This window comes from Halomonas sp. Cn5-12, from assembly GCF_021532545.1.
GTDB classification, from domain to species: domain Bacteria; phylum Pseudomonadota; class Gammaproteobacteria; order Pseudomonadales; family Halomonadaceae; genus Vreelandella; species Vreelandella aquamarina.
Genome location: NZ_JAKGAY010000019.1, coordinates 30,164 through 47,982 on the forward strand (window position 1 = coordinate 30,164; position 17,819 = coordinate 47,982).

Below are 17,819 nucleotides of genomic sequence, written 5' to 3' on the forward strand. Positions count from 1 at the left end.
CGGCACTTTGCTTCCCCGCCCGTTGTATACGCAGCGGGCGTTTTTGTTGGCACTACCACCGAATCTACTTGACAGAGCCCCCCTCCCGCCCTCAAATAGCGACGCTTTTCGTCACCTGCTCGACCGATCCTTTCTTATCAACACTTGCCCTTCTTAGGAGGGACGTACATGCACTACGCTTTTCGTCGCGGACGCGGCTTGGTTTTACTGCTGCTGGCGAGCCTGCTAACCGGCTGCTTGGCGTTGCCTCAAACAGGGTTGTTTGCGTTTCGTCTGGCGGTCACATCGCTGGGGATTGAGGACGTACGCATTGGCCCTTACAGCGTCAATGCTGGATTGGACACCAGCGATCTATCGAGCTTGCTGGCCTCTAGCCTGGGTGCTGGCAGCTTGCCGGTGCAAGCCACCTTGGCGATGGGGCTTGGCCTGCCCGCTGGCATGCCTCCGGTGGAGATGTCTGGCTTTCGCTGGACGCTGGACATGCCTGGCGTAGACCCAGTGCAAGGCAATTATGGGCAGAACGTTACCCTCACGTCTGGGGAAGACGCCAATCTCCGCCTGCCGGTGGCCTTTGATGTTCTAGCTGCAGACCACCAGCAAATGACGCCAATGCTAGAGCTGGCCAGCCAACTCGCCAGCCAAGGGGAGCTGCCTGCAGGCAGTGAACTGGCCATTACCCCAGGGGATTTGCGCGGCCTGGGCATGACACTGCCCGCTGGCCTGCTCACCCCGACCATTCGCTTGAACGTGGGCGCCGACGGGCAGCTCATCCCCCAACGCTAAGTCTTGCCAAGCGCGCTACTCACCGCGCTCATGAAGGCGTTTGCGGCCTACGTAGTGGGCCGCAAACTGCCACGCTGTCCGGCCGCTGCGCCCACCGCGTAGCGTGGCAAAACGTACCGCCTCCGCACGGGCGGCCTCATCCCACTCTTGCTGTCCACCAATACGACTCACCCAGTGTTCGCACACTTCAAGATAGGTGGCTTGGCTAAACGGATGAAAGCCTAACCACAGGCCGAAACGGTCTGACAGCGAGATTTTCTCTTCCACCGCATCGCCGTGGTGCAGCTCCTCGCCCACCAACCGTGAACCGCTATTGTCATCCATCGACTCCGGCAGCAGGTGACGACGGTTCGAGGTGGCATAGAGCAGTACGTTATCTGGTGGCCCGGTCAGCGCGCCATCCAGCACACTCTTCAGCGCTTTGTAGGCATCGTCATTGCCTTCGAACGAGAGGTCGTCGCAATACACCACAAAGCGGTGCGGCTGATGACGCAGTTGTTCCACCAGCAGCGGCAGGCTTGCCAGGTCATGGCGGTCGACCTGAATCAGCCGTAGGCCTTCATCGGCTAGTGAATTGAGCAGCGCGCGTATCACAGACGATTTCCCGCTACCTCGTGAGCCCCAGAGCAGCGCATGGTTAGCTGGCAGCCCCTGCAAAAATGCCCGGGTGTTATCGACCAACGCCAGCTTTTGGCGCTCAATGCCCAGCAGGTCGTCCAGCGTCATGGTGTCTCTCGGGGGTACCGGCACCAACCGCCCGCCCAGTGGGTGGCGCTGCCAGATGGCCGCTACATGGGTGTCCCACTCAACCGGCGTGGGCGCTGGCGGCAGCCAGTGGTCGACATGATCGAGTAACCGCGCTAGGCGCTGGCTTAATTCAGTATCCATCGTCATCCTCAGAGTGCGTTATGATAAGGGTTGATTTACCACTGCCAGTGGTTATCTTGTGTGCAAGGATCCCCACTCGTCTATAAGGAAACTATCTATGCGTTGGCTTCGCCCATTAGCGGTTACGGCGCTCTGCGCCTCAATCGCCGCCTGTACGACCTCCCCCACCGGTCGCTCGCAGCTATTGCTGCTCTCTGATAGCGAGCTAAACGAGATGGGCCGTCAGGCGTTCACCCAGTACCAGCAGGAGCTGCCCACTGCGAGCCAGGCAAGCCAGCGCTATGTGCAGTGTATTGCGGATGCCATTGTGGCAGAACTGCCTGCCGATCAGCAGCAGTTAGACTGGCAAATCCGGGTGTTTGAATCCGAGCAGCCCAACGCCTTTGCACTTCCTGGCGGCTACATGGGTGTGAACACGGGCATGCTGGATATTGCCACAACCCAGGACCAATTAGCCTCTGTGATTGGTCATGAGATTGGTCACGTGCTGGCCAACCACGCCAATGAGCGCGCCTCAACCGAGAGCGCCACGTCATTAGGCCTATCGGTACTCTCCAGCACCTCCGGCATGCAGTCCGCCGGTGGCCAGCAGCTGATGGGGGTACTCGGCATGGGCGCTCAGTACGGCATCGTACTACCATTCTCCCGCGCCCATGAGAGCGAGGCCGATGTGATTGGCCTAGACCTCATGGCCCAAGCAGGCTTCAACCCACGTGAAAGCGTCACTCTGTGGGAGAATATGCAGGCAGCCACAGGTGGCGGCGCGCCCCCCGAGTGGATGTCTACCCACCCTGGTCAAGGCCAGCGGATTCAAGGCCTGCAAGCGAATATGGATCAAGCCGTGGCCCTCTATGAGCAAGCCCGCAGCAATGGTCGTACGCCCAACTGCCCGCGCCCCTGATATACGCTCCTGACATTGAGGTTTAGATGATCCGACTGGGTTTACTGCTGCTGGTACTGCCGATTCTGGTGCTGCTGAGCGTCTATTTCTGGGAGCTGGGCGACGTTCGCGCCTGCCAGCTTGAGGGCGGCTACTGGAACTATCTGGAAGGAGCTTGCTACGATACGCCACAACCTTTTGTGTCGTGGCTGCAGCGCTCGCCGCTGCTGGTGAATGGCGGCATGCTGTTATCCGTGGTGGGGCTGGTGATGTGTATGGTGGGGTTTTATACCAAACCGCGTTAGCCCAAGCACAACCTGAATGGGGGCGTTCGCCCCCATTGCCTCAACTATCTCCTATTCCCTACCGGCTAATAGTTGAGCGATTGCCGCAGCAGCGTGCGCACGCTGGCCGTTTCAGGCCGCACGTTGCGCCATAGAAAAAACGACTCGGCGGCTTGCTCGACCAGCATTCCCAAACCATCCAGCAGCTTGGCGCCTCGCGGCCCCGCCCACTGTAGAAACACCGTCGGCTCTGAACCGTACATCATATCGTAGGCCCAGGCACCTTTGGCAAACAGCGTCTCCGGCAGCGGCGGCAGCTCGCCTGATAGGCTGGCACTGGTACCGTTAATCACCAGATCAAACTGCCCGTCGATGGATGCTAAACCGCCGCCCTGGATATTGCCCAAGTCGGCAAACGCTTGGGCCAACTGCTCGGCTTTCTCTGCCGTGCGGTTGACGATAACGACCTCACTGGGCTGCTCCGCCAGCAGCGGTTCCAATACGCCACGCACCGCGCCGCCTGCGCCGATGACCAGCACACGCTTACCCGCCAGAGGGACGCGGTGATAGGCCAAATCCCGCACTAACCCGATACCGTCGGTGGTATCGCCATAGGTACGCCCGTTACCGCCCACAATCAGCGTATTCACCGCCTGCGCGCGCTTGGCGCGGTGGCTCAGGGTATCGCAAAGCGCAAAGGCATCGCCTTTGAAGGGAACGGTCACGTTGGCACCACGGCCACCATCGGCGATAAACGCCCGCCATGCGTCGGCAAACCCCTCTACCGGCGCCAGCTCGGCGGTGTAACTCATGGCCTGATGAGTCTGGCTGGCAAACTCACCGTGGATCAGCGGCGATTTAGAGTGTTTGATTGGGTTACCAAACACACAGTAGCGGTCAGTCATCGAAGCTCCTTAGGCGTTGTTCTGCTGGGTGGCCTCGGCCAGCCAATCGCGTGGCACCAAATAGTCGTGCAGTTGCGCTTCACGGCTGCCCGGCTCGGGAGTGAAAGCGTACTCCCAACGGGCCAGCGGCGGCATGGACATCAGAATGGACTCCGTGCGCCCGCCGCTTTGCAGGCCAAACAGCGTACCCCGGTCCCACACCAGATTGAACTCCACGTAGCGGCCGCGGCGGTAAAGCTGGAAATCACGCTCGCGTTCGCCCCACGCGTCCTGCTTGCGGCGCTCGACAATGGGAAGGTAAGCATCCAGAAAGCTATCACCCACCGCGCGCTGAAACGCAAAACACTCTTCAAAGCCGCCTTCGTTCAGGTCATCAAAAAATAGCCCGCCGACGCCGCGGGTCTCCTCGCGGTGCTTCAGATAGAAGTAGTCGTCGCACCACGCTTTGTAGCGCTCGTAAACGCCCTCACCAAAGGGCGCGCAGGCCTCGCGGGCCACTTGGTGCCAGTGCACCACATCTTCAAACACCGGATAGTAGGGGGTTAGGTCAAAACCGCCACCAAACCACCACACCGGCGGCTCGCCCTCTTTTTCGGCAATAAAGAAGCGAACGTTGCCGTGGCTTGTCGGCACATTGGGGTTTTCAGGATGCATCACCCAGGAGACTCCCACCGCGTGGAAGCTGCGCCCGGCTAGCTCGGGCCGGGCAGCAGTCGCAGACGGCGGCAGCTGCGCACCGTGGACATGGGAAAAATTGACGCCGCCTTTTTCGAAAATAGCGCCCGACTCCATCACCCGCGAGCGGCCTCCGCCGCCCTCTTCGCGCTGCCAGCTATCCTCTTTGAACGCGGCCCGCCCATCGGCGGCAGCAAGCCCTTCACAGAGGCGCTCCTGAAGGTCGAGAAGGTACGCTTTAACGTCGTCTAGGTGCTCGTGGGCCACGGTAACTCCTGGTGAGGTGAATCGTGAATCGTGAATCGTGAATCGTGAATCGTGAATCGTGAATCGTGAATCGTGAATCGTGAATCGCTGACAGTGTGACGAAGCCGAGCGGCTAGTCACGCATCACTTTGCCGGTCACTAAATCGCGGATGGTACTGGGTTTGGCATTGCCGCCCAATTCGCCCGCCACGATAGCGGCTACGTCATCGCCAAAGATCGTGGCGACTTCTTCCGCGCTCATAGCGGGCGGATCGCCTGCACGGTTAGCGGAAGTGGAGACGAGCGGCCCGCCAAAGGCTTCGCACAGTGCTTTCATCAGCGGATGGTCGGTCACCCGCAGGGCGACGCTTTGGTGGGCACCACGCACCAAGCCGTGGCTGCGACCATTGTCCGGCACCAGCCAAGTATTCGGGCCTGGCCAACTGGCCGCCAACGGCGCATGGAGTTCCAACGGCAACTGGTTCAACCAGGGCTGAAATTGCGCGATACTCGCCGCCACCAAAATCACGCCCTTGGCCGGATCGCGCTCCTTCATACGCATGAGATGCGCCAGCGCTTCGTCGTTATCGGGGTCACAGCTTAACCCCCATACCGCTTCGGTGGGGCAGGCAATCACACCGCCTTTACGCAGCGCGCTCACCGCCGCCTTCACGTCAACCGCCGGTTTCATAGACGCTCCTGATAAGCTCTCAGCCAATCACAAAATTGAGTTTGCATCTTACCATGGCGCTGCCAGCCGCACCCAACCACCCGCCTGCTGCGTCACTTTGCCATCCAGCTCCAGCATCAATAGCCGCTGCTGGCACTCGCTGACCGAGATACCGGTGCTCTGCACCAACACATCAATGGGGGTAGGCGATGGGCCTAAGGCGTTTAACAGATTATCCGCCGACGGTAATTCAACACTCGGTTGATGAGCCAACGGCTCATCGGCTGCAACTGCTAGCGGCGCAGGCACAAAGCGCGACACCCAATGCTGTAACTCTTCGAGAATATCGTCCACATGGCGCACCAGGGTGGCGCCGCTACGCAACAGTTGCAGGCAGCCACGAGCCTGGACATTGTGTAGCGAACCCGGCAGCGCAAACAGCTCGCGCCCCTGCTCTAGGGCGAGGCGGGCGCTGACGAGCGAGCCACTCTTCTCGGCTGCTTCAACCACTAAGGTGCCTAGCGAAAGGCCCGTTACAATTCGGTTGCGCCGGGGGAAGAAGGCCGGATGGGCCACGGTGCCTGGTGGATGCTCAGAGAGCAGCAAGCCGCCGGGTAGCGTACTGAGCTGTTCATACAAATCACGATGGCGGGCGGGGTAGATGACATCAATACCACAGCCAAGCACGGCAATAGAGCTTCCACCTGCGGCGAGCGCCGCACGCTGAGCCACCCCATCCACACCCAGCGCCATCCCGCTGACAATGCACCAGCCTCGGTTGGCCAACTCCCGGGCAAACGCCTGGGCATGTCCACTGCCTTCCGACGTTGGGCGACGAGTACCTACCATGGCAAGGCCCGGGGCCTCTAACGCGCGAAGATCGCCCTGGGCCCATAGTACTGCTGGCGGGTCAGAAAGTTGGTTTAAAAGGTCTGGCCATGCAGGATGGTCGCGGTGAAGCAGATGGCGGTTGGGGCCTTCTTGTAACCAGGAGAGGGTGTCATTGACCGTTTGTTGCAGCGGGCTGCGTTCTGGCTGCGCCAGCCACAATCGCAGGGCATTGGCGGCATTGCTGGGCAAAGTCGCTAGCCACCCTTGTGGCCATTGAGGCTTGCGCGCCACCATTTGCGCAATCCGCGCAGCGCCCATACCGGGCAAAGCACTTACCGCCAGCCACTCCTTAGCGTCCATAGAGTTCCCCTTATATCAAATCTTGATGCACACCTTAACGCGTCGGCGTGTGTACACTATCCCCCACTGCCAGCACCCTTGAGGCCTGCATGACCAAGGCGTAACTCATATGATTATAGGGCCTGAACACCATCACCAATCCTGCCTCGGTATTGGGCAACCGCAGCAGCTCTTGGGTACGTGGGTCAGTTACCAACTCCCCTTGCTGGTCTACGCGCAATACATGGCCCGGCTGTAGGCCGTCTTGCGTTCCCAGATCCAGTGCCACCACTTGCAGCCGCCCAATAAATCGTACTCCGCCCGGTACCGCAACAATCTGGCCCGACACGTTATTCAACGGTGCACGGGGAACAAAGGCATCGCTTAGCTCACGATCTTCTAGAGGCAGCAGGATGTCGTTATTACGCACTTCTTGGTAGGCGCTAAGCACTTCGATGCGAGCAATATCGCCCTCGCTGCCCAGGTAGCGCGCCTCGCCAATATTGATCAACTCATCGCCCAACAGTGCGCCATTGGCTGATACATAGGGCTCGCCTGGACGGTAGATGCCCAGGCGCGTTCTGGCGGGTACGCTGCCACGCACGTACAGGGTATCGCCTGCGCCGCTAATCAAGCGCTGGTTATCGCCGCCCACCACATACGCAAGCTCCTGCGGGCTCTCTCCTGGCTCCACCACGCGATGCTCCCGTAGAAAGGCGCGCACCACCTCCATCGGAATAGGAGTAATCGCCTCTCGTTTAGGCACTGTACGCATCTGCGGCGAGAGCTTTACGACCCCTTGGCCCCGCTCCACAGAAAGGCATGGTTGGCCTTGGCATGTCCCCAATACCAGCACATCGCCGGGGTAGATAAGGTGCGGGTTACGAACTTGCGGATTCGCCTGCCATAGCGAAGGCCACTGCCAGGGCGAGCGTAAATAACGGGCGGAGATATCCCACAGCGTGTCGCCAGGCACTACTTCATAGCGCTGTGGCGCATCGTTGCGCAGCCCTTCCACGGCTAAGGCTGGCTGGCTGACCGACAGCACCCACATTAAGAGCACGCCAAAGACGCTATAATAAAGAGGTTTTAGAGCCACCATCCGATTCTCCCCGGGCAGTCGTTGGTGAAGCGGTTTAAGGGGCTGCACGGTGTCGCGCGTGCCCAGGATCGCTATCAGCATGATATAGTGGTCAATAGTAAAGTAGTTAGGCTCGCCGACACAGGTGGCAGCCAGCTCATCTTAAAGACTCAGCATAACGGTGATTGTAACGCCATGGCCAAACTTCCTATTCTCGAATTCCCCGACGAGCGCCTGCGCACCAAGGCGGTACCGGTGGAAACCGTTGACGACGAGGTCCGCCAGCTCGTCGACGATATGTTGGAGACCATGTACGACGCACGCGGCATCGGCCTTGCCGCAACGCAAGTCGATGTCCATCGCCGCGTGGTCGTCATGGATGTCAGCGACGATAACTCCCAGCCGCTGGTGCTGATCAACCCGCGCTACGAGCCCATCGATGATGCCAAAGAGCCGCTCTCCGAGGGCTGTTTGTCGATCCCTGAATACTACGCCGAAGTACCGCGCTACCTGAAAGTGAGACTCAACGCGCTGGATCGTAACGGTGAGCCCTACGAGCTGGAAGCAGATGGCCTACTGGCCCACTGCATTCAACATGAGTACGACCATCTGGAAGGCGTGCTATTTGTGGATTACCTCTCACCGCTCAAGCGCGACCGGGTGATGAAAAAAATGCAAAAGCGCCACAAGCTGATGAACGACGCCTAATCCGCGCTTTTCCATCAGGCCACTGGCCGAGCTGACACGCTGCCCGCAGGCACTCGCCTGTAACAACAGCGCTGCCTCTCGGCCTTTATGCGTTTCATACACGGCATCTTTCTCTCGTCATCCTCTCCGTCACTTAAGGGCACACCACCATGTCACCGTTACGCGTTGTTTTTGCTGGCACGCCAGACTTCGCCGCCTCCAGCCTTGCTGCCGTTCTCGACAGCGAACATGAAGTGGTGGCGGTTTACACCCAACCCGACCGCCCTGCTGGACGTGGCCGCAAGCTCACGCCCAGCCCGGTCAAACAGCTAGCACAAGAGCACGGGCTGCCGGTGGTCCAACCCGCCAGTCTCAAAGACGCCGATGCTCAAGCCGAACTGGCGGCATTGAACGCCGATGTGATGGTCGTCGTCGCCTATGGGCTGCTACTACCCCAAACGGTGCTGGACACGCCGCGCCTAGGCTGCATTAACGTGCACGCCTCGCTGCTGCCCCGCTGGCGGGGTGCGGCGCCGATTCAGCGCGCCATTGAAGCGGGCGACAGCGTCTCCGGTGTGACCATCATGCAAATGGATGCGGGGCTGGATACCGGCGCCATGCTGTATGAAGTGCGTACCCCAATTACCTCCCGCACCACCGGTGGCGACCTCCACGACCGGCTGGCCATTCAAGGTGCTAATGCGCTGATCCACGTGCTGGACAACCTCGACAACGGCAGCCTAGAGGCAACGCCTCAGCCGGAAGAGGGCGTGACCTACGCCGCCAAGCTCAGCAAGGCCGAGGCCGAGCTAGACTTTAGCCAGCCCGCCGAGCAGCTGGCGCGCAAAATCCGCGCCTTCAACCCGTGGCCGGTGGCTTGGTGCACGCTAGGTAACGACCGCCTGCGCCTACTCATGGCCAGCGTCGAGCAAGGTGAACAGCCGCCATCGCCCCCCGGTACGCTGTTGGCACATGGCGACGAACACCTGCGCATTGCCTGCGGTGCCCAGGGCCAGGAAGTGCTGTGCGTTAGCCGTGCCCAGCTGCCCGGCGGCAAGGCCATGGCAGTGCGTGATCTTTTGAATGCCCGCCAAACGCCCTTGAGCGAGGGTGTTCGCCTTGGACAGCCTTCACAGCCAGCCTCGCAAGGAGCGCGCCCATGAGCGAGCGACCCACCACAGGCGGCAGCGGCCTGGACGTGCGCGCGGCGGCGGCCAGAAGCCTGGTGCCGATCCTCACCGATAAAGGCTCCCTGGCCGGGCTCGATGAGCACAGCGTCATTGCCAGAGACCGCGCGCTGCTCAAAGAACTCTGTTACGGCACCTGCCGACGTTTGCCGCGCCTGCAAGCGTTGGCCAGCCGCCTGCTAAAGCAGCCCTTCAAAAAGCGTGATGCGGATATCCAGGCGCTGCTGCTGATCGGTATCTATCAACTGCTCTACATGCGTACCCCGGCTCACGCCGCCGTGGGGGAAACCGCCGGGGCCGCACGCCTGCTGGACAAAGAGTGGGCAACTCGCGTGCTCAACGGTTGCCTGCGCCGACTGCAGCGCGAGGCCGATGCGCTGCAGGCCGAAGTGGACCGTGATGAGAGCGTAGCTTTGGAACACCCCCAGTGGCTGCTCGGCAAGCTGCGCAGCGCCTGGCCCGAACAGTGGCGTGCCATTGCCCAGGCCAACAACGAACCGGGGCCGATGACGCTGCGCGTCAACCAGCGCCACAATGATCGTGAAGCGTACCTCACGCGGCTCACCGAGCAGGGCTTGGATGGCTACCTCTGCCTCCATGCCCCCGATGGCATCATGCTGACTCACCCTTGCGATGTCTCGGCGCTGCCTGGCTTCGAGCAGGGCCACGTCAGCGTGCAGGACGAGGCGGCACAGCTCTGCGCCGCGCTGCTGGGCCCGGCGCTCGCGCCACGCCCCGGTGCTCACGTATTGGATGCTTGCTGCGCCCCTGGCGGCAAAACCGCTCACTTGCTAGAGCAGTTCGACATTTCCCTGACTGCGCTGGATAGCGACAACCAGCGGCTGGCGCGTGTCGATGACACCCTCGCTCGGCTGGGGCTCGCTGCAGAGCTGAAACATGCCGATGCCACCACCCGCGACTGGTGGAGCGGCACGCCGTTCGATGCCATTTTGCTGGATGCCCCCTGCTCCGGCACCGGCGTGATTCGTCGCCATCCGGACATCAAAGCGCTACGCCGTAAAGAGGACATTCGCCAGTTGGCCAGCCTGCAGCAGCGCCTGCTCGACAATCTTTGGCCGCTGCTCCGCCCCGGCGGTACGCTGCTCTACGCCACTTGCTCAGTGCTGCCCGAAGAGAATGCGGCACAAATCGATGCGTTTCTGGCCCGCACACCGGATGCCAACGCCACCACGCCCCACGATGTGGCCTGGGGAGAGCAGAGCGGTCAGGGACGCCAGCTGTTTCCCGCGCAAAGCAGTCACGATGGCTTTTTTTATGCCAGACTAGAAAAGCGCACTGCCTAGGCGGTTGCCCGGCAGTAAATTCATGACAAGGATGGAGCAAACATGAGTCATCACACGTACAAACATATTGAGCTTACTGGGTCTTCCGAAAAAGGGATTGAGGAAGCCGTGCAGAACGCCCTGGCGAAAGCCTCCGAAAGCGTTCAAAACATGCGCTGGCTCGAAGTCACCGACACCCGAGGCCATATTGAAGATGGCCGCGTGGCCCACTGGCAAGTGACCGTCAAAGTCGGCTTCACTCTGGAGTAATTCCCTACCTGCTTTTCGACGGCGGCTGGTTTACACTGGCCGCCGTCTTTATTGCAGCGCACACCGCAAGCCGGAAACGCGCTGGCGCTTATAACGGAACCGATGCTTAGCGATGAAAATCATCATTCTCGGCGCCGGCCAAGTCGGCGGCACCCTGGCGGAGCACCTTGCCCGCGAGGAGAACGACATCACCGTCGTCGATACCGACGGCGCAAAACTGCGCGAGCTGCACACCAAGCTGGATATCCGCACGGTGACCGGTGCAGGCTCCTACCCCATCGTGCTGCGCCAGGCGGGCTGCGAAGACGCCGATATGCTGATCGCGGTGACCAACACCGACGAGATCAATATGATCGCCTGTCAGGTGGCCCACACGCTGTTTCGCACCCCCACCAAAATTGCCCGGGTGCGCTCCACCGCTTACCTCACTCGTAAGGGCCTGTTTGCCCACGAAGCGATCCCCATCGACGTGCTGATCAGCCCCGAGCAGGTGGTCACCGACCACGTGCGCCGCTTGATTGAGCACCCGGGCGCGCTACAGGTACTGGAGTTTGCCGGCGGGTTGGTACAGCTAGTGGCGGTGAAAGCCTTCTACGGCGGCCCGCTGGTGGGCCAGGATTTAGCCTTTCTGGGAAAGCACATGCCCAACGTGGAAACCCGCGTCGCGGCGATTTATCGCCGCAACCGGCCGATCATCCCCCGGGGCGACACGGTGATTGAAGCCGACGACGAGGTGTTTTTCCTGGCGGCCCGCCGGGATATCCGCGCGGTGATGAGCGAGCTGCGCAAGGTGGAGCGGGACTTCCGCCGCGTGGTGATTGCCGGGGGCGGCAATATCGGCGAACGCTTGGCGGAGCACTTAGAGCACAGCCATCAGGTGAAGATCATTGAGCACAGCCTGGAGCGCTGCACCACGCTCTCCGAGCGGCTGGATCGCACCGTGGTGCTCCACGGCAGCGCCACCAGCAAGCGGCTGTTGGAAGAGGAAAACATCGAAGACTGCGATATCTTCTGCGCGCTGACCAACGACGACGAAGTGAACATCATGTCGTCGCTGCTGGCCAAACGGCTGGGAGCGAAGAAGGTGCTTACGCTGATCAACAACGCGGCCTACGTGGATTTGGTGCAGGGTGGCGATATCGACATCGCCATCTCCCCCCAACAAGCCACCATCGGCAGCCTGCTGACCCACGTACGCCGGGGCGATATCGTCAACGTACACTCGCTGCGCCGGGGCGCGGCGGAGGCCATCGAGGCGATTGCCCATGGCGATAAGCAGTCGTCCAAGGTAGTGGGCCGTACCATCCGCGAGATCGACCTACCCGACGGCACCACCATCGGTGCCATCGTACGCGGCAAAGAGGTGCTGATTGCCCACGGCGATGTGAAGGTGGAGAGCGGCGACCACGTGATTCTGTTCGTGATCGACAAGCGGTGTATTCGTGACGTGGAGCGCCTGTTCCAAGTCGGGCTAACGTTTTTCTAAGGAGCGTGCCAGCGTGATGACACAGCCACAACCGGGGCGAACAGCACGATGAGTTTGCGGGTCATTCTACGTATTTTAGGGCTGCTACTGATGCTCTTCAGCCTAACGATGCTGCCACCCATGCTCATGTCGCTCTGGTTTCGTGACGGCGTTTGGCACGCCTTTATGAGCGGTATTGCGATTACCGTCATCACCGGGCTCTTGATCTACTTACCCAATCGCCGTTCCCATAAAGAGCTGCGTATCCGTGACGGCTTTATTATCGCCGCGATGTTCTGGACGGTACTGGCCCTATTTGGTTCTCTGCCGCTCATGCTGTTTGGCGAAGGCTCACTGAGCATTACCGATGCGGTCTTTGAGTCGTTTTCCGGCCTGACGACCACCGGTGCCACAGTGATTACCGGCATCGATTTTTTACCGGAATCGGTGCGCTATTATCGCCAGCAGCTGCAGTGGCTAGGTGGTATGGGGATCGTGGTACTGGCCGTGGCTATTTTGCCTACCCTGGGCGTGGGAGGGATGGCCCTTTACCGCACCGAAATTCCAGGGCCATTGAAAGACTCCAAGCTAACCCCACGAATTACCGAAACCGCTAAAGCGCTCTGGTATATCTACGCAACGCTCACGTTTGCCTGCATGGTCGCCTATATGCTGGCGGGGATGAGCTGGTTTGATGCGCTGGGGCACAGTTTTTCCACCGTCGCCATCGGCGGCTTTTCAACCCACGATGCCAGTATTGGCTACTTTAATAGCGCCGCCATCGAGCTGATCTGCATCAGCTTCATGCTGATTTCGGCGGTGAGCTTCAGCCTCCACTTCGTGGCCTGGCGCGAGAAGCGCCTGACCCACTACTTTCAGGACCCGGAAGCCCGGTTTCTGCTGCTGTTCCTGACGGGTCTGACCGTGATTACCGTGATTACCCTGTGGCTCACCAATACCTACGACGATATCGTGGGGCTACGCCATGGGCTGTTTGAGGTTGTCTCAGTGGCCACCACCGCAGGCTTCGCCGTGGCGGACTTTTCCGGGTGGCCGGGCGCACTACCGTTTCTGCTGTTTGTGGCCGCTTTTGTCGGCGGATGCTCTGGCTCTACCGCCGGGGGGATGAAGGTCATCCGTATTATCCTTATCTTGAAACAGGGCATGCGCGAAGTCATGCGGCTCATTCACCCCAATGCCGTGATTGCCGTTAAAGTCGGCAAAGTGAGCGTTCCCGATAGCATCGCCCAGGCCGTGTGGGGATTTTTCTCTGCCTATGTCATGCTGTTCTTTTTGATGCTGGTGGGCGTGATGGCGACGGGCGTCGATCAGGTGACGGCATGGTCGACCGTTGGCTCTGCACTGAACAACCTGGGCCCTGCGCTGGGCGAAGCCAGCAGCCACTATGGCGACTTACCAAGCCTGGCCAAATGGATTCTGGTACTGGCCATGCTGATGGGACGCCTGGAAATTTTTACGGTACTGGTGCTGTTTACCCCGGCTTTTTGGCGCCGTTAAACGCGCATCACTCGTTACTTTTTTGTTGAGACTTTTTAATGAATCAAGATGATGCAACACCGCTGGCCCAGGAAAGCAGTTCCCTCCCAGCTACCAGCGGCCCGCTGAAAACCATTCAGGTGGGCAGCACGTACTACACCCTGCTAGGCACCGCCCACGTCTCTACCGAAAGCGCCAACGACGTTCGCCAACTGATCGACAGCGGTCACTTCGATGCCGTCGCCATTGAACTGTGTGACGCCCGTCACCACAGCATGGACAACCCAGACGCCATGGGCGAGCAGGACTTGTTTCAGGTGTTCAAGCAAGGCAAAGCGGGCATGGTGGCGGCGAGCCTGGCGCTCGGTGCCTTTCAGCAACGGATCGCCGAGCAGTCCGGTATTCAGCCGGGGGCTGAGATGCGTGCAGCCGTTGAAGAGTGCCGTACGCGCAACCTGCCGCTACTGCTGGTAGACCGAGATGTCGGCATCACTTTGAAACGCATTTATCGCAACGTGCCTTGGTGGCAGCGCTTCTCGCTCTTCTCAGGGCTGATTGGCAGCGTGCTTTCTCGCCAGGATGTCTCCAAAGAGGACATCGAAAAGCTCAAAGAGGGCGACATGCTGGAAGCCACCTTCAGCGAGTTTGCCGCAGAGTCGGAGGCACTCTACACCCCGCTGATCCGCGAACGCGACCGCTACATGGCGCTGCGTTTGGCGGAAGACGCATCTCCCGGACGCTACCAGAACGTGCTGGTGGTATTGGGCGCCGGACATTTGAAGGGGACGAGCGAGCACCTGGAAGCACCGCTGCCGGAAAACCCCACCATCGAGAGGGCGTCACTCGAAGCGACACCGCCGCCCTCCAAGCTATGGAAAGCCATGCCCTGGCTGATTACCGCGCTGGTCATTACCGGTTTCGTGGTGGGCTTTTCGCGCAATACCGAGCTTGGCTGGCAGCTAGTCATCGAGTGGTTTTTGATCAACGGGCTTCTATCCGGCGGAGCCACCATTGCCGCTCTCGCTCACCCGGTGACGGTCATTGCCACCTTCTTTGCCGCGCCGCTCACATCGCTCAACCCAACGATTGGGGCCGGCTTCGTGGCCGCTGGGGTAGAGCTGTATATGCGCAAGCCCAAGGTGCGCGACTTCTCCACCCTGCGCCACGACGTGACGCAGCTGAAAGGCTGGTGGAAAAACCGCGTCTCTCGCACCCTGCTGGTATTCATTCTCGCTACCCTGGGGTCGGCAGTGGGCACCTGGGTCGCTGGGTTTAGAATCGCCGGCGCCCTGTTCGGCAGCGGTGCGGCGTGAATTCGATCAAACGCGCTCCCTGGCAGGCCGATGCCCTGCTCCTGCTAGTCACTGTATTAGCCGCAAGCGGCTGGATCTTTTCCAAAGAAGCACTAGCAGGCATGCCTCCGCTGCTGTTCATCGGCACCCGCTTTCTGCTCGCGGGGGTCATTCTGCTGGGCTTCGCCTGGCCGACACTGCGCCATTTGCCTGCCCGGCGTATTCGGCGCGGCCTGCTGGTAGGCGTACTGTTCAGTGCGGCCATCGCTTTCTGGGTGCTGGGATTGCATCACTCCCAGCATCTGGGAGAAAGCGCCTTTATTAACAGCCTAGGGATTCTCCTGGTGCCTGTAGTGGCACGACTGCTGTTTGGCGACCGCCCACCTCGCTCTACTTGGGTCGCGCTACCCGTCGCGCTGCTCGGGTTTGCCCTACTATCGCTCAATGCAGGCTTTAACGTCGAGGCCAGCCAGCTGCTGATGGTGTGCGCCGCGCTCTGTTTTGCGCTTTTGATCAACGTCAATACCCGCGTAGTGCGCAATGTGCCGGCGCTGCCGCTAACCACGCTGCAACTGATCTCGGTAGGCGTGGTGCTAACGGGGCTTTCCCTGGTGGTGGAGCATCAGCCGCTGGCGCTCAGCCCGTCGATTCTCGGCTGGTTCATGACCAGCGTACTACTGGCCAGCTCGCTGCGCTTCTTTCTGCAAATCAAAGCGCAGAGTATGACCACGCCTAGCCATGCGGCGGTGATTCTGATGCTAGAAGCCGTCTGGACCGCGCTGTTTGCCGCCTGGTGGTTTGGCGAAACCATGACCGCATTGCAACTGCTGGGCTGTAGCCTGATCTTTATGGCACTACTGATCAATCGCTGGTACTGGGTCCGCAAAGTGCTGCTGCGCTGGCTGCCCGGTGGCAATCCTTCCCGCTAACCATGCTCTTCTGCCCGCTGCCGCTCCAATAGCCGCTGCATGGCTGCCGTAGGCTCTTCGATCTTGCGATAATAGCGGCTCTCTGCGTAGCTATCGTTGAACACGTCAAAGTAGTCATCCAGCACGCTTGCCGCTGTTTCATCACCGCTCTGGCGCAGCAGCTCAATCGCTACCTCGGCGGTGCACAGATGCGCTTTCGAGGCGGGCTTGCGCAGCCGGTAGCGGGTCTCCCGCTCGGTGCGCAGCGGCAGTACCGGCAGTGCATCCAGGTAAGGGCTTTTGCGGAACATGCGCCGCGCCTGTCGCCAGGTGCCATCCAAAATGATGAATACCGGTATGCGCGCCTGCTGCTTGGCGGCATGCACCGCGTCAATATCCACCACGCGGTCGGCGTAATCTGGCTGGTCATCAGGAAAAATCACGAACGGCGCGTAGCGCGGATCTTGCAGCAGCGCGGCCAGCGCCTCGTCCGGCGCCGTGCGATACCAGGTAAATACGCGGGTGTTGGTGAGTACATCGCCAATCAAACGCCCGGTATTGGTCGGTTTGTAGTGTTCAATGGAGTGGGTCAACAGCCATACCTGAGCGTCGCTCTCCGCCTTCACCTGATACGGGCAGAGGCAGTTCAGCTCGGGCAAGTTGCAGCCTTCGCAGCGTTTGACGAAGCTGCCCCGCGCTTTGAATTCACGCCGAGGCGGGCGCGGATGCCCGGTGGCCGGGTCGCGGTCGGTCATTGCATCATGCTCAGGGGGCAGCGAGGTCGCGTCAGGCATCTGCGCTCCAGTGGGTCGTCAAAGGACGCAGAGTTTGACATCCTCCCCTCCCTCAGCTTGCGCTGCCGTCTAGCGACGGAAAGGAAGGGGATTCCCAGGTTGTTACCTTCCTGGTTTCTGCTTCCAAGACGATTGCCCGAGGGAATGGCTTGGTTATCGCCGTAAAAGTCCCACAGTGGGGATTTTTACGGTGGCGAACCAACTCATATCCCCCAGGTCTCACATCGTCTCCACAGACGTAACTTTCCGAGTGCCCCTCGGTAGGTCGTGTCGACGTGAGTAGTATAGCACTGTGCAAATCATCAGCAAGGGCATCCTGCGGATGCCGCGCTATCCATCCGCTCACTAAAAGTAAGCGGTTTTTCGCGCTGATTGATAAAATGCATATGCCGTTGGCACTCACGCCATGCTTCTTGCAAACGTAGTAGTGCAATATCCTGAGTCATAATGGAAGTCCTGCCCGCTCAGCAATGCTAAAAATGGCCGGATAATTCTGGCGGCTGGGATAATCAATCAGCATATCGATTTTTTGCTCGCCGAGTAGCTGCTGAAGCTTTACTTGGCAGCGCATTTCAGCCCGTACTATGTCATTGACATCGTGGATATCCGTTGTGATCAGAAGATCAATATCGCCACCTTTGGCTTGATCATCCGTGCGGGAGCCAAACAGCTTTACGTTCGCTTGCGGCCCAAAACACGACTTCACGGCGCTGACGATGGCCTGACGCTGAACATCATTTAAGCGCATCGTTGACCTCCTTAGCCTACGCACTAGCCATTTATTACTTTCAAAAGGCTAGCATATTTTAGCCTTTCTTTTCCCTGCTCATGGTAAACCAACCCTCTTCAAAAAG

Annotated in this window: 19 protein-coding genes; 11 read left to right on the forward strand and 8 right to left on the reverse strand. The window is 60.0% G+C overall.

The features are described from left to right. Nucleotides 1-168 precede the first annotated feature (168 nt). Nucleotides 169-783: a hypothetical protein gene (locus L1249_RS11475; protein ID WP_044628933.1), complete on the forward strand. Its 615-nt coding sequence runs from the start codon at nucleotides 169-171 to the stop codon at nucleotides 781-783. A 15-nt stretch (nucleotides 784-798) separates the two neighbouring features. Here L1249_RS11475 and L1249_RS11480 read toward each other — a convergent pair whose 3' ends face one another. Next, nucleotides 799-1,671: an ATP-binding protein gene (locus tag L1249_RS11480; protein WP_137093011.1), complete on the reverse strand. Its 873-nt coding sequence runs from the start codon at nucleotides 1,669-1,671 to the stop codon at nucleotides 799-801. 97 nt (nucleotides 1,672-1,768) lie between these two features. On the opposite strand from L1249_RS11480, the gene L1249_RS11485 reads away from it, so the two are divergent. Next, the gene (locus L1249_RS11485) at nucleotides 1,769-2,572 is read left to right on the forward strand and encodes a M48 family metallopeptidase (protein WP_137093007.1); all 804 of its coding nucleotides are present in this window, start codon (nucleotides 1,769-1,771) and stop codon (nucleotides 2,570-2,572) included. A gap of 26 nt (nucleotides 2,573-2,598) precedes the next feature. Further along, a complete protein-coding gene (locus L1249_RS11490) occupies nucleotides 2,599-2,856 on the forward strand; it encodes a hypothetical protein (protein ID WP_058579636.1) in 258 nt (85 codons plus the stop codon). 65 nt (nucleotides 2,857-2,921) lie between these two features. Here L1249_RS11490 and aroE read toward each other — a convergent pair whose 3' ends face one another. The 5 genes from aroE to L1249_RS11515 all read right to left on the reverse strand — a co-directional run bounded on the left by aroE (nucleotide 2,922) and on the right by L1249_RS11515 (nucleotide 7,603). Next, nucleotides 2,922-3,740, reverse strand: coding sequence for a shikimate dehydrogenase (aroE, locus tag L1249_RS11495; RefSeq protein WP_044628937.1), 819 nt, complete (start codon nucleotides 3,738-3,740; stop codon nucleotides 2,922-2,924). Between the two features lie 9 nt (nucleotides 3,741-3,749). Next, on the reverse strand, nucleotides 3,750-4,682 hold the full coding sequence (gene hemF / locus L1249_RS11500) for an oxygen-dependent coproporphyrinogen oxidase (protein ID WP_137093005.1): 933 nt from the start codon (nucleotides 4,680-4,682) through the stop codon (nucleotides 3,750-3,752). A gap of 112 nt (nucleotides 4,683-4,794) precedes the next feature. Beyond that, nucleotides 4,795-5,352: an L-threonylcarbamoyladenylate synthase gene (locus L1249_RS11505; RefSeq protein WP_044628939.1), complete on the reverse strand. Its 558-nt coding sequence runs from the start codon at nucleotides 5,350-5,352 to the stop codon at nucleotides 4,795-4,797. Nucleotides 5,353-5,400: 48 nt separating this feature from the next. Further along, nucleotides 5,401-6,522, reverse strand: coding sequence for a DNA-processing protein DprA (gene dprA, locus L1249_RS11510; protein WP_137093004.1), 1,122 nt, complete (start codon nucleotides 6,520-6,522; stop codon nucleotides 5,401-5,403). Between the two features lie 34 nt (nucleotides 6,523-6,556). Continuing rightward, the gene (locus L1249_RS11515) at nucleotides 6,557-7,603 is read right to left on the reverse strand and encodes a LysM peptidoglycan-binding domain-containing protein (RefSeq protein WP_089675175.1); all 1,047 of its coding nucleotides are present in this window, start codon (nucleotides 7,601-7,603) and stop codon (nucleotides 6,557-6,559) included. A gap of 174 nt (nucleotides 7,604-7,777) precedes the next feature. Here L1249_RS11515 and def point away from each other — a divergent pair, with 174 nt between their 5' ends. The 8 genes from def to L1249_RS11555 all read left to right on the forward strand — a co-directional run bounded on the left by def (nucleotide 7,778) and on the right by L1249_RS11555 (nucleotide 16,192). Then, nucleotides 7,778-8,290, forward strand: a complete 513-nt coding sequence (gene def / locus L1249_RS11520; protein WP_137093002.1) for a peptide deformylase — start codon at nucleotides 7,778-7,780, stop codon at nucleotides 8,288-8,290. Between the two features lie 149 nt (nucleotides 8,291-8,439). Further along, nucleotides 8,440-9,432, forward strand: a complete 993-nt coding sequence (gene fmt / locus L1249_RS11525; protein WP_228168635.1) for a methionyl-tRNA formyltransferase — start codon at nucleotides 8,440-8,442, stop codon at nucleotides 9,430-9,432. Continuing rightward, nucleotides 9,429-10,760 (forward strand): 16S rRNA (cytosine(967)-C(5))-methyltransferase RsmB, encoded by a 1,332-nt coding sequence (rsmB, locus tag L1249_RS11530; protein WP_228168634.1) that lies wholly within the window; start codon nucleotides 9,429-9,431, stop codon nucleotides 10,758-10,760. The genes fmt and rsmB overlap by 4 nt, the downstream gene beginning before the upstream one ends. Before the next feature lie 42 nt (nucleotides 10,761-10,802). Next, on the forward strand, nucleotides 10,803-11,009 hold the full coding sequence (locus L1249_RS11535) for a dodecin (protein WP_054641697.1): 207 nt from the start codon (nucleotides 10,803-10,805) through the stop codon (nucleotides 11,007-11,009). Nucleotides 11,010-11,121: 112 nt separating this feature from the next. Beyond that, nucleotides 11,122-12,495: a Trk system potassium transporter TrkA gene (gene trkA, locus L1249_RS11540; protein ID WP_213262770.1), complete on the forward strand. Its 1,374-nt coding sequence runs from the start codon at nucleotides 11,122-11,124 to the stop codon at nucleotides 12,493-12,495. Between the two features lie 48 nt (nucleotides 12,496-12,543). Continuing rightward, nucleotides 12,544-13,992, forward strand: a complete 1,449-nt coding sequence (locus L1249_RS11545; protein ID WP_228168633.1) for a TrkH family potassium uptake protein — start codon at nucleotides 12,544-12,546, stop codon at nucleotides 13,990-13,992. Nucleotides 13,993-14,030: 38 nt separating this feature from the next. Next, on the forward strand, nucleotides 14,031-15,284 hold the full coding sequence (locus tag L1249_RS11550; protein ID WP_228168632.1) for a TraB/GumN family protein: 1,254 nt from the start codon (nucleotides 14,031-14,033) through the stop codon (nucleotides 15,282-15,284). Next, a complete protein-coding gene (locus tag L1249_RS11555) occupies nucleotides 15,281-16,192 on the forward strand; it encodes a DMT family transporter (RefSeq protein ID WP_228168631.1) in 912 nt (303 codons plus the stop codon). The genes L1249_RS11550 and L1249_RS11555 overlap by 4 nt, the downstream gene beginning before the upstream one ends. Here L1249_RS11555 and L1249_RS11560 read toward each other — a convergent pair. After that, the gene (locus L1249_RS11560) at nucleotides 16,189-16,965 is read right to left on the reverse strand and encodes a tRNA-uridine aminocarboxypropyltransferase (protein WP_044628949.1); all 777 of its coding nucleotides are present in this window, start codon (nucleotides 16,963-16,965) and stop codon (nucleotides 16,189-16,191) included. The genes L1249_RS11555 and L1249_RS11560 overlap by 4 nt on opposite strands. A gap of 442 nt (nucleotides 16,966-17,407) precedes the next feature. Then, a complete protein-coding gene (locus L1249_RS11565) occupies nucleotides 17,408-17,713 on the reverse strand; it encodes a nucleotidyltransferase domain-containing protein (RefSeq protein ID WP_081136616.1) in 306 nt (101 codons plus the stop codon). Nucleotides 17,714-17,819: the final 106 nt, after the last annotated feature.

What these genes read in the sequence shown, in the direction of transcription:
- L1249_RS11475 (WP_044628933.1), top strand. Translation starts at nt 169, where the DNA reads ATGCACTACGCTTTTCGTCGCGGACGCGGCTTGGTTTTACTGCTGCTG.
- L1249_RS11480 (WP_137093011.1), bottom strand. Translation starts at nt 1,671, where the DNA reads ATGGATACTGAATTAAGCCAGCGCCTAGCGCGGTTACTCGATCATGTC.
- L1249_RS11485 (WP_137093007.1), top strand. Translation starts at nt 1,769, where the DNA reads ATGCGTTGGCTTCGCCCATTAGCGGTTACGGCGCTCTGCGCCTCAATC.
- L1249_RS11490 (WP_058579636.1), top strand. Translation starts at nt 2,599, where the DNA reads ATGATCCGACTGGGTTTACTGCTGCTGGTACTGCCGATTCTGGTGCTG.
- aroE (WP_044628937.1), bottom strand. Translation starts at nt 3,740, where the DNA reads ATGACTGACCGCTACTGTGTGTTTGGTAACCCAATCAAACACTCTAAA.
- L1249_RS11505 (WP_044628939.1), bottom strand. Translation starts at nt 5,352, where the DNA reads ATGAAACCGGCGGTTGACGTGAAGGCGGCGGTGAGCGCGCTGCGTAAA.
- dprA (WP_137093004.1), bottom strand. Translation starts at nt 6,522, where the DNA reads ATGGACGCTAAGGAGTGGCTGGCGGTAAGTGCTTTGCCCGGTATGGGC.
- L1249_RS11515 (WP_089675175.1), bottom strand. Translation starts at nt 7,603, where the DNA reads ATGGTGGCTCTAAAACCTCTTTATTATAGCGTCTTTGGCGTGCTCTTA.
- def (WP_137093002.1), top strand. Translation starts at nt 7,778, where the DNA reads ATGGCCAAACTTCCTATTCTCGAATTCCCCGACGAGCGCCTGCGCACC.
- fmt (WP_228168635.1), top strand. Translation starts at nt 8,440, where the DNA reads ATGTCACCGTTACGCGTTGTTTTTGCTGGCACGCCAGACTTCGCCGCC.
- rsmB (WP_228168634.1), top strand. Translation starts at nt 9,429, where the DNA reads ATGAGCGAGCGACCCACCACAGGCGGCAGCGGCCTGGACGTGCGCGCG.
- L1249_RS11535 (WP_054641697.1), top strand. Translation starts at nt 10,803, where the DNA reads ATGAGTCATCACACGTACAAACATATTGAGCTTACTGGGTCTTCCGAA.
- trkA (WP_213262770.1), top strand. Translation starts at nt 11,122, where the DNA reads ATGAAAATCATCATTCTCGGCGCCGGCCAAGTCGGCGGCACCCTGGCG.
- L1249_RS11545 (WP_228168633.1), top strand. Translation starts at nt 12,544, where the DNA reads ATGAGTTTGCGGGTCATTCTACGTATTTTAGGGCTGCTACTGATGCTC.
- L1249_RS11550 (WP_228168632.1), top strand. Translation starts at nt 14,031, where the DNA reads ATGAATCAAGATGATGCAACACCGCTGGCCCAGGAAAGCAGTTCCCTC.
- L1249_RS11560 (WP_044628949.1), bottom strand. Translation starts at nt 16,965, where the DNA reads ATGCCTGACGCGACCTCGCTGCCCCCTGAGCATGATGCAATGACCGAC.
- L1249_RS11565 (WP_081136616.1), bottom strand. Translation starts at nt 17,713, where the DNA reads ATGCGCTTAAATGATGTTCAGCGTCAGGCCATCGTCAGCGCCGTGAAG.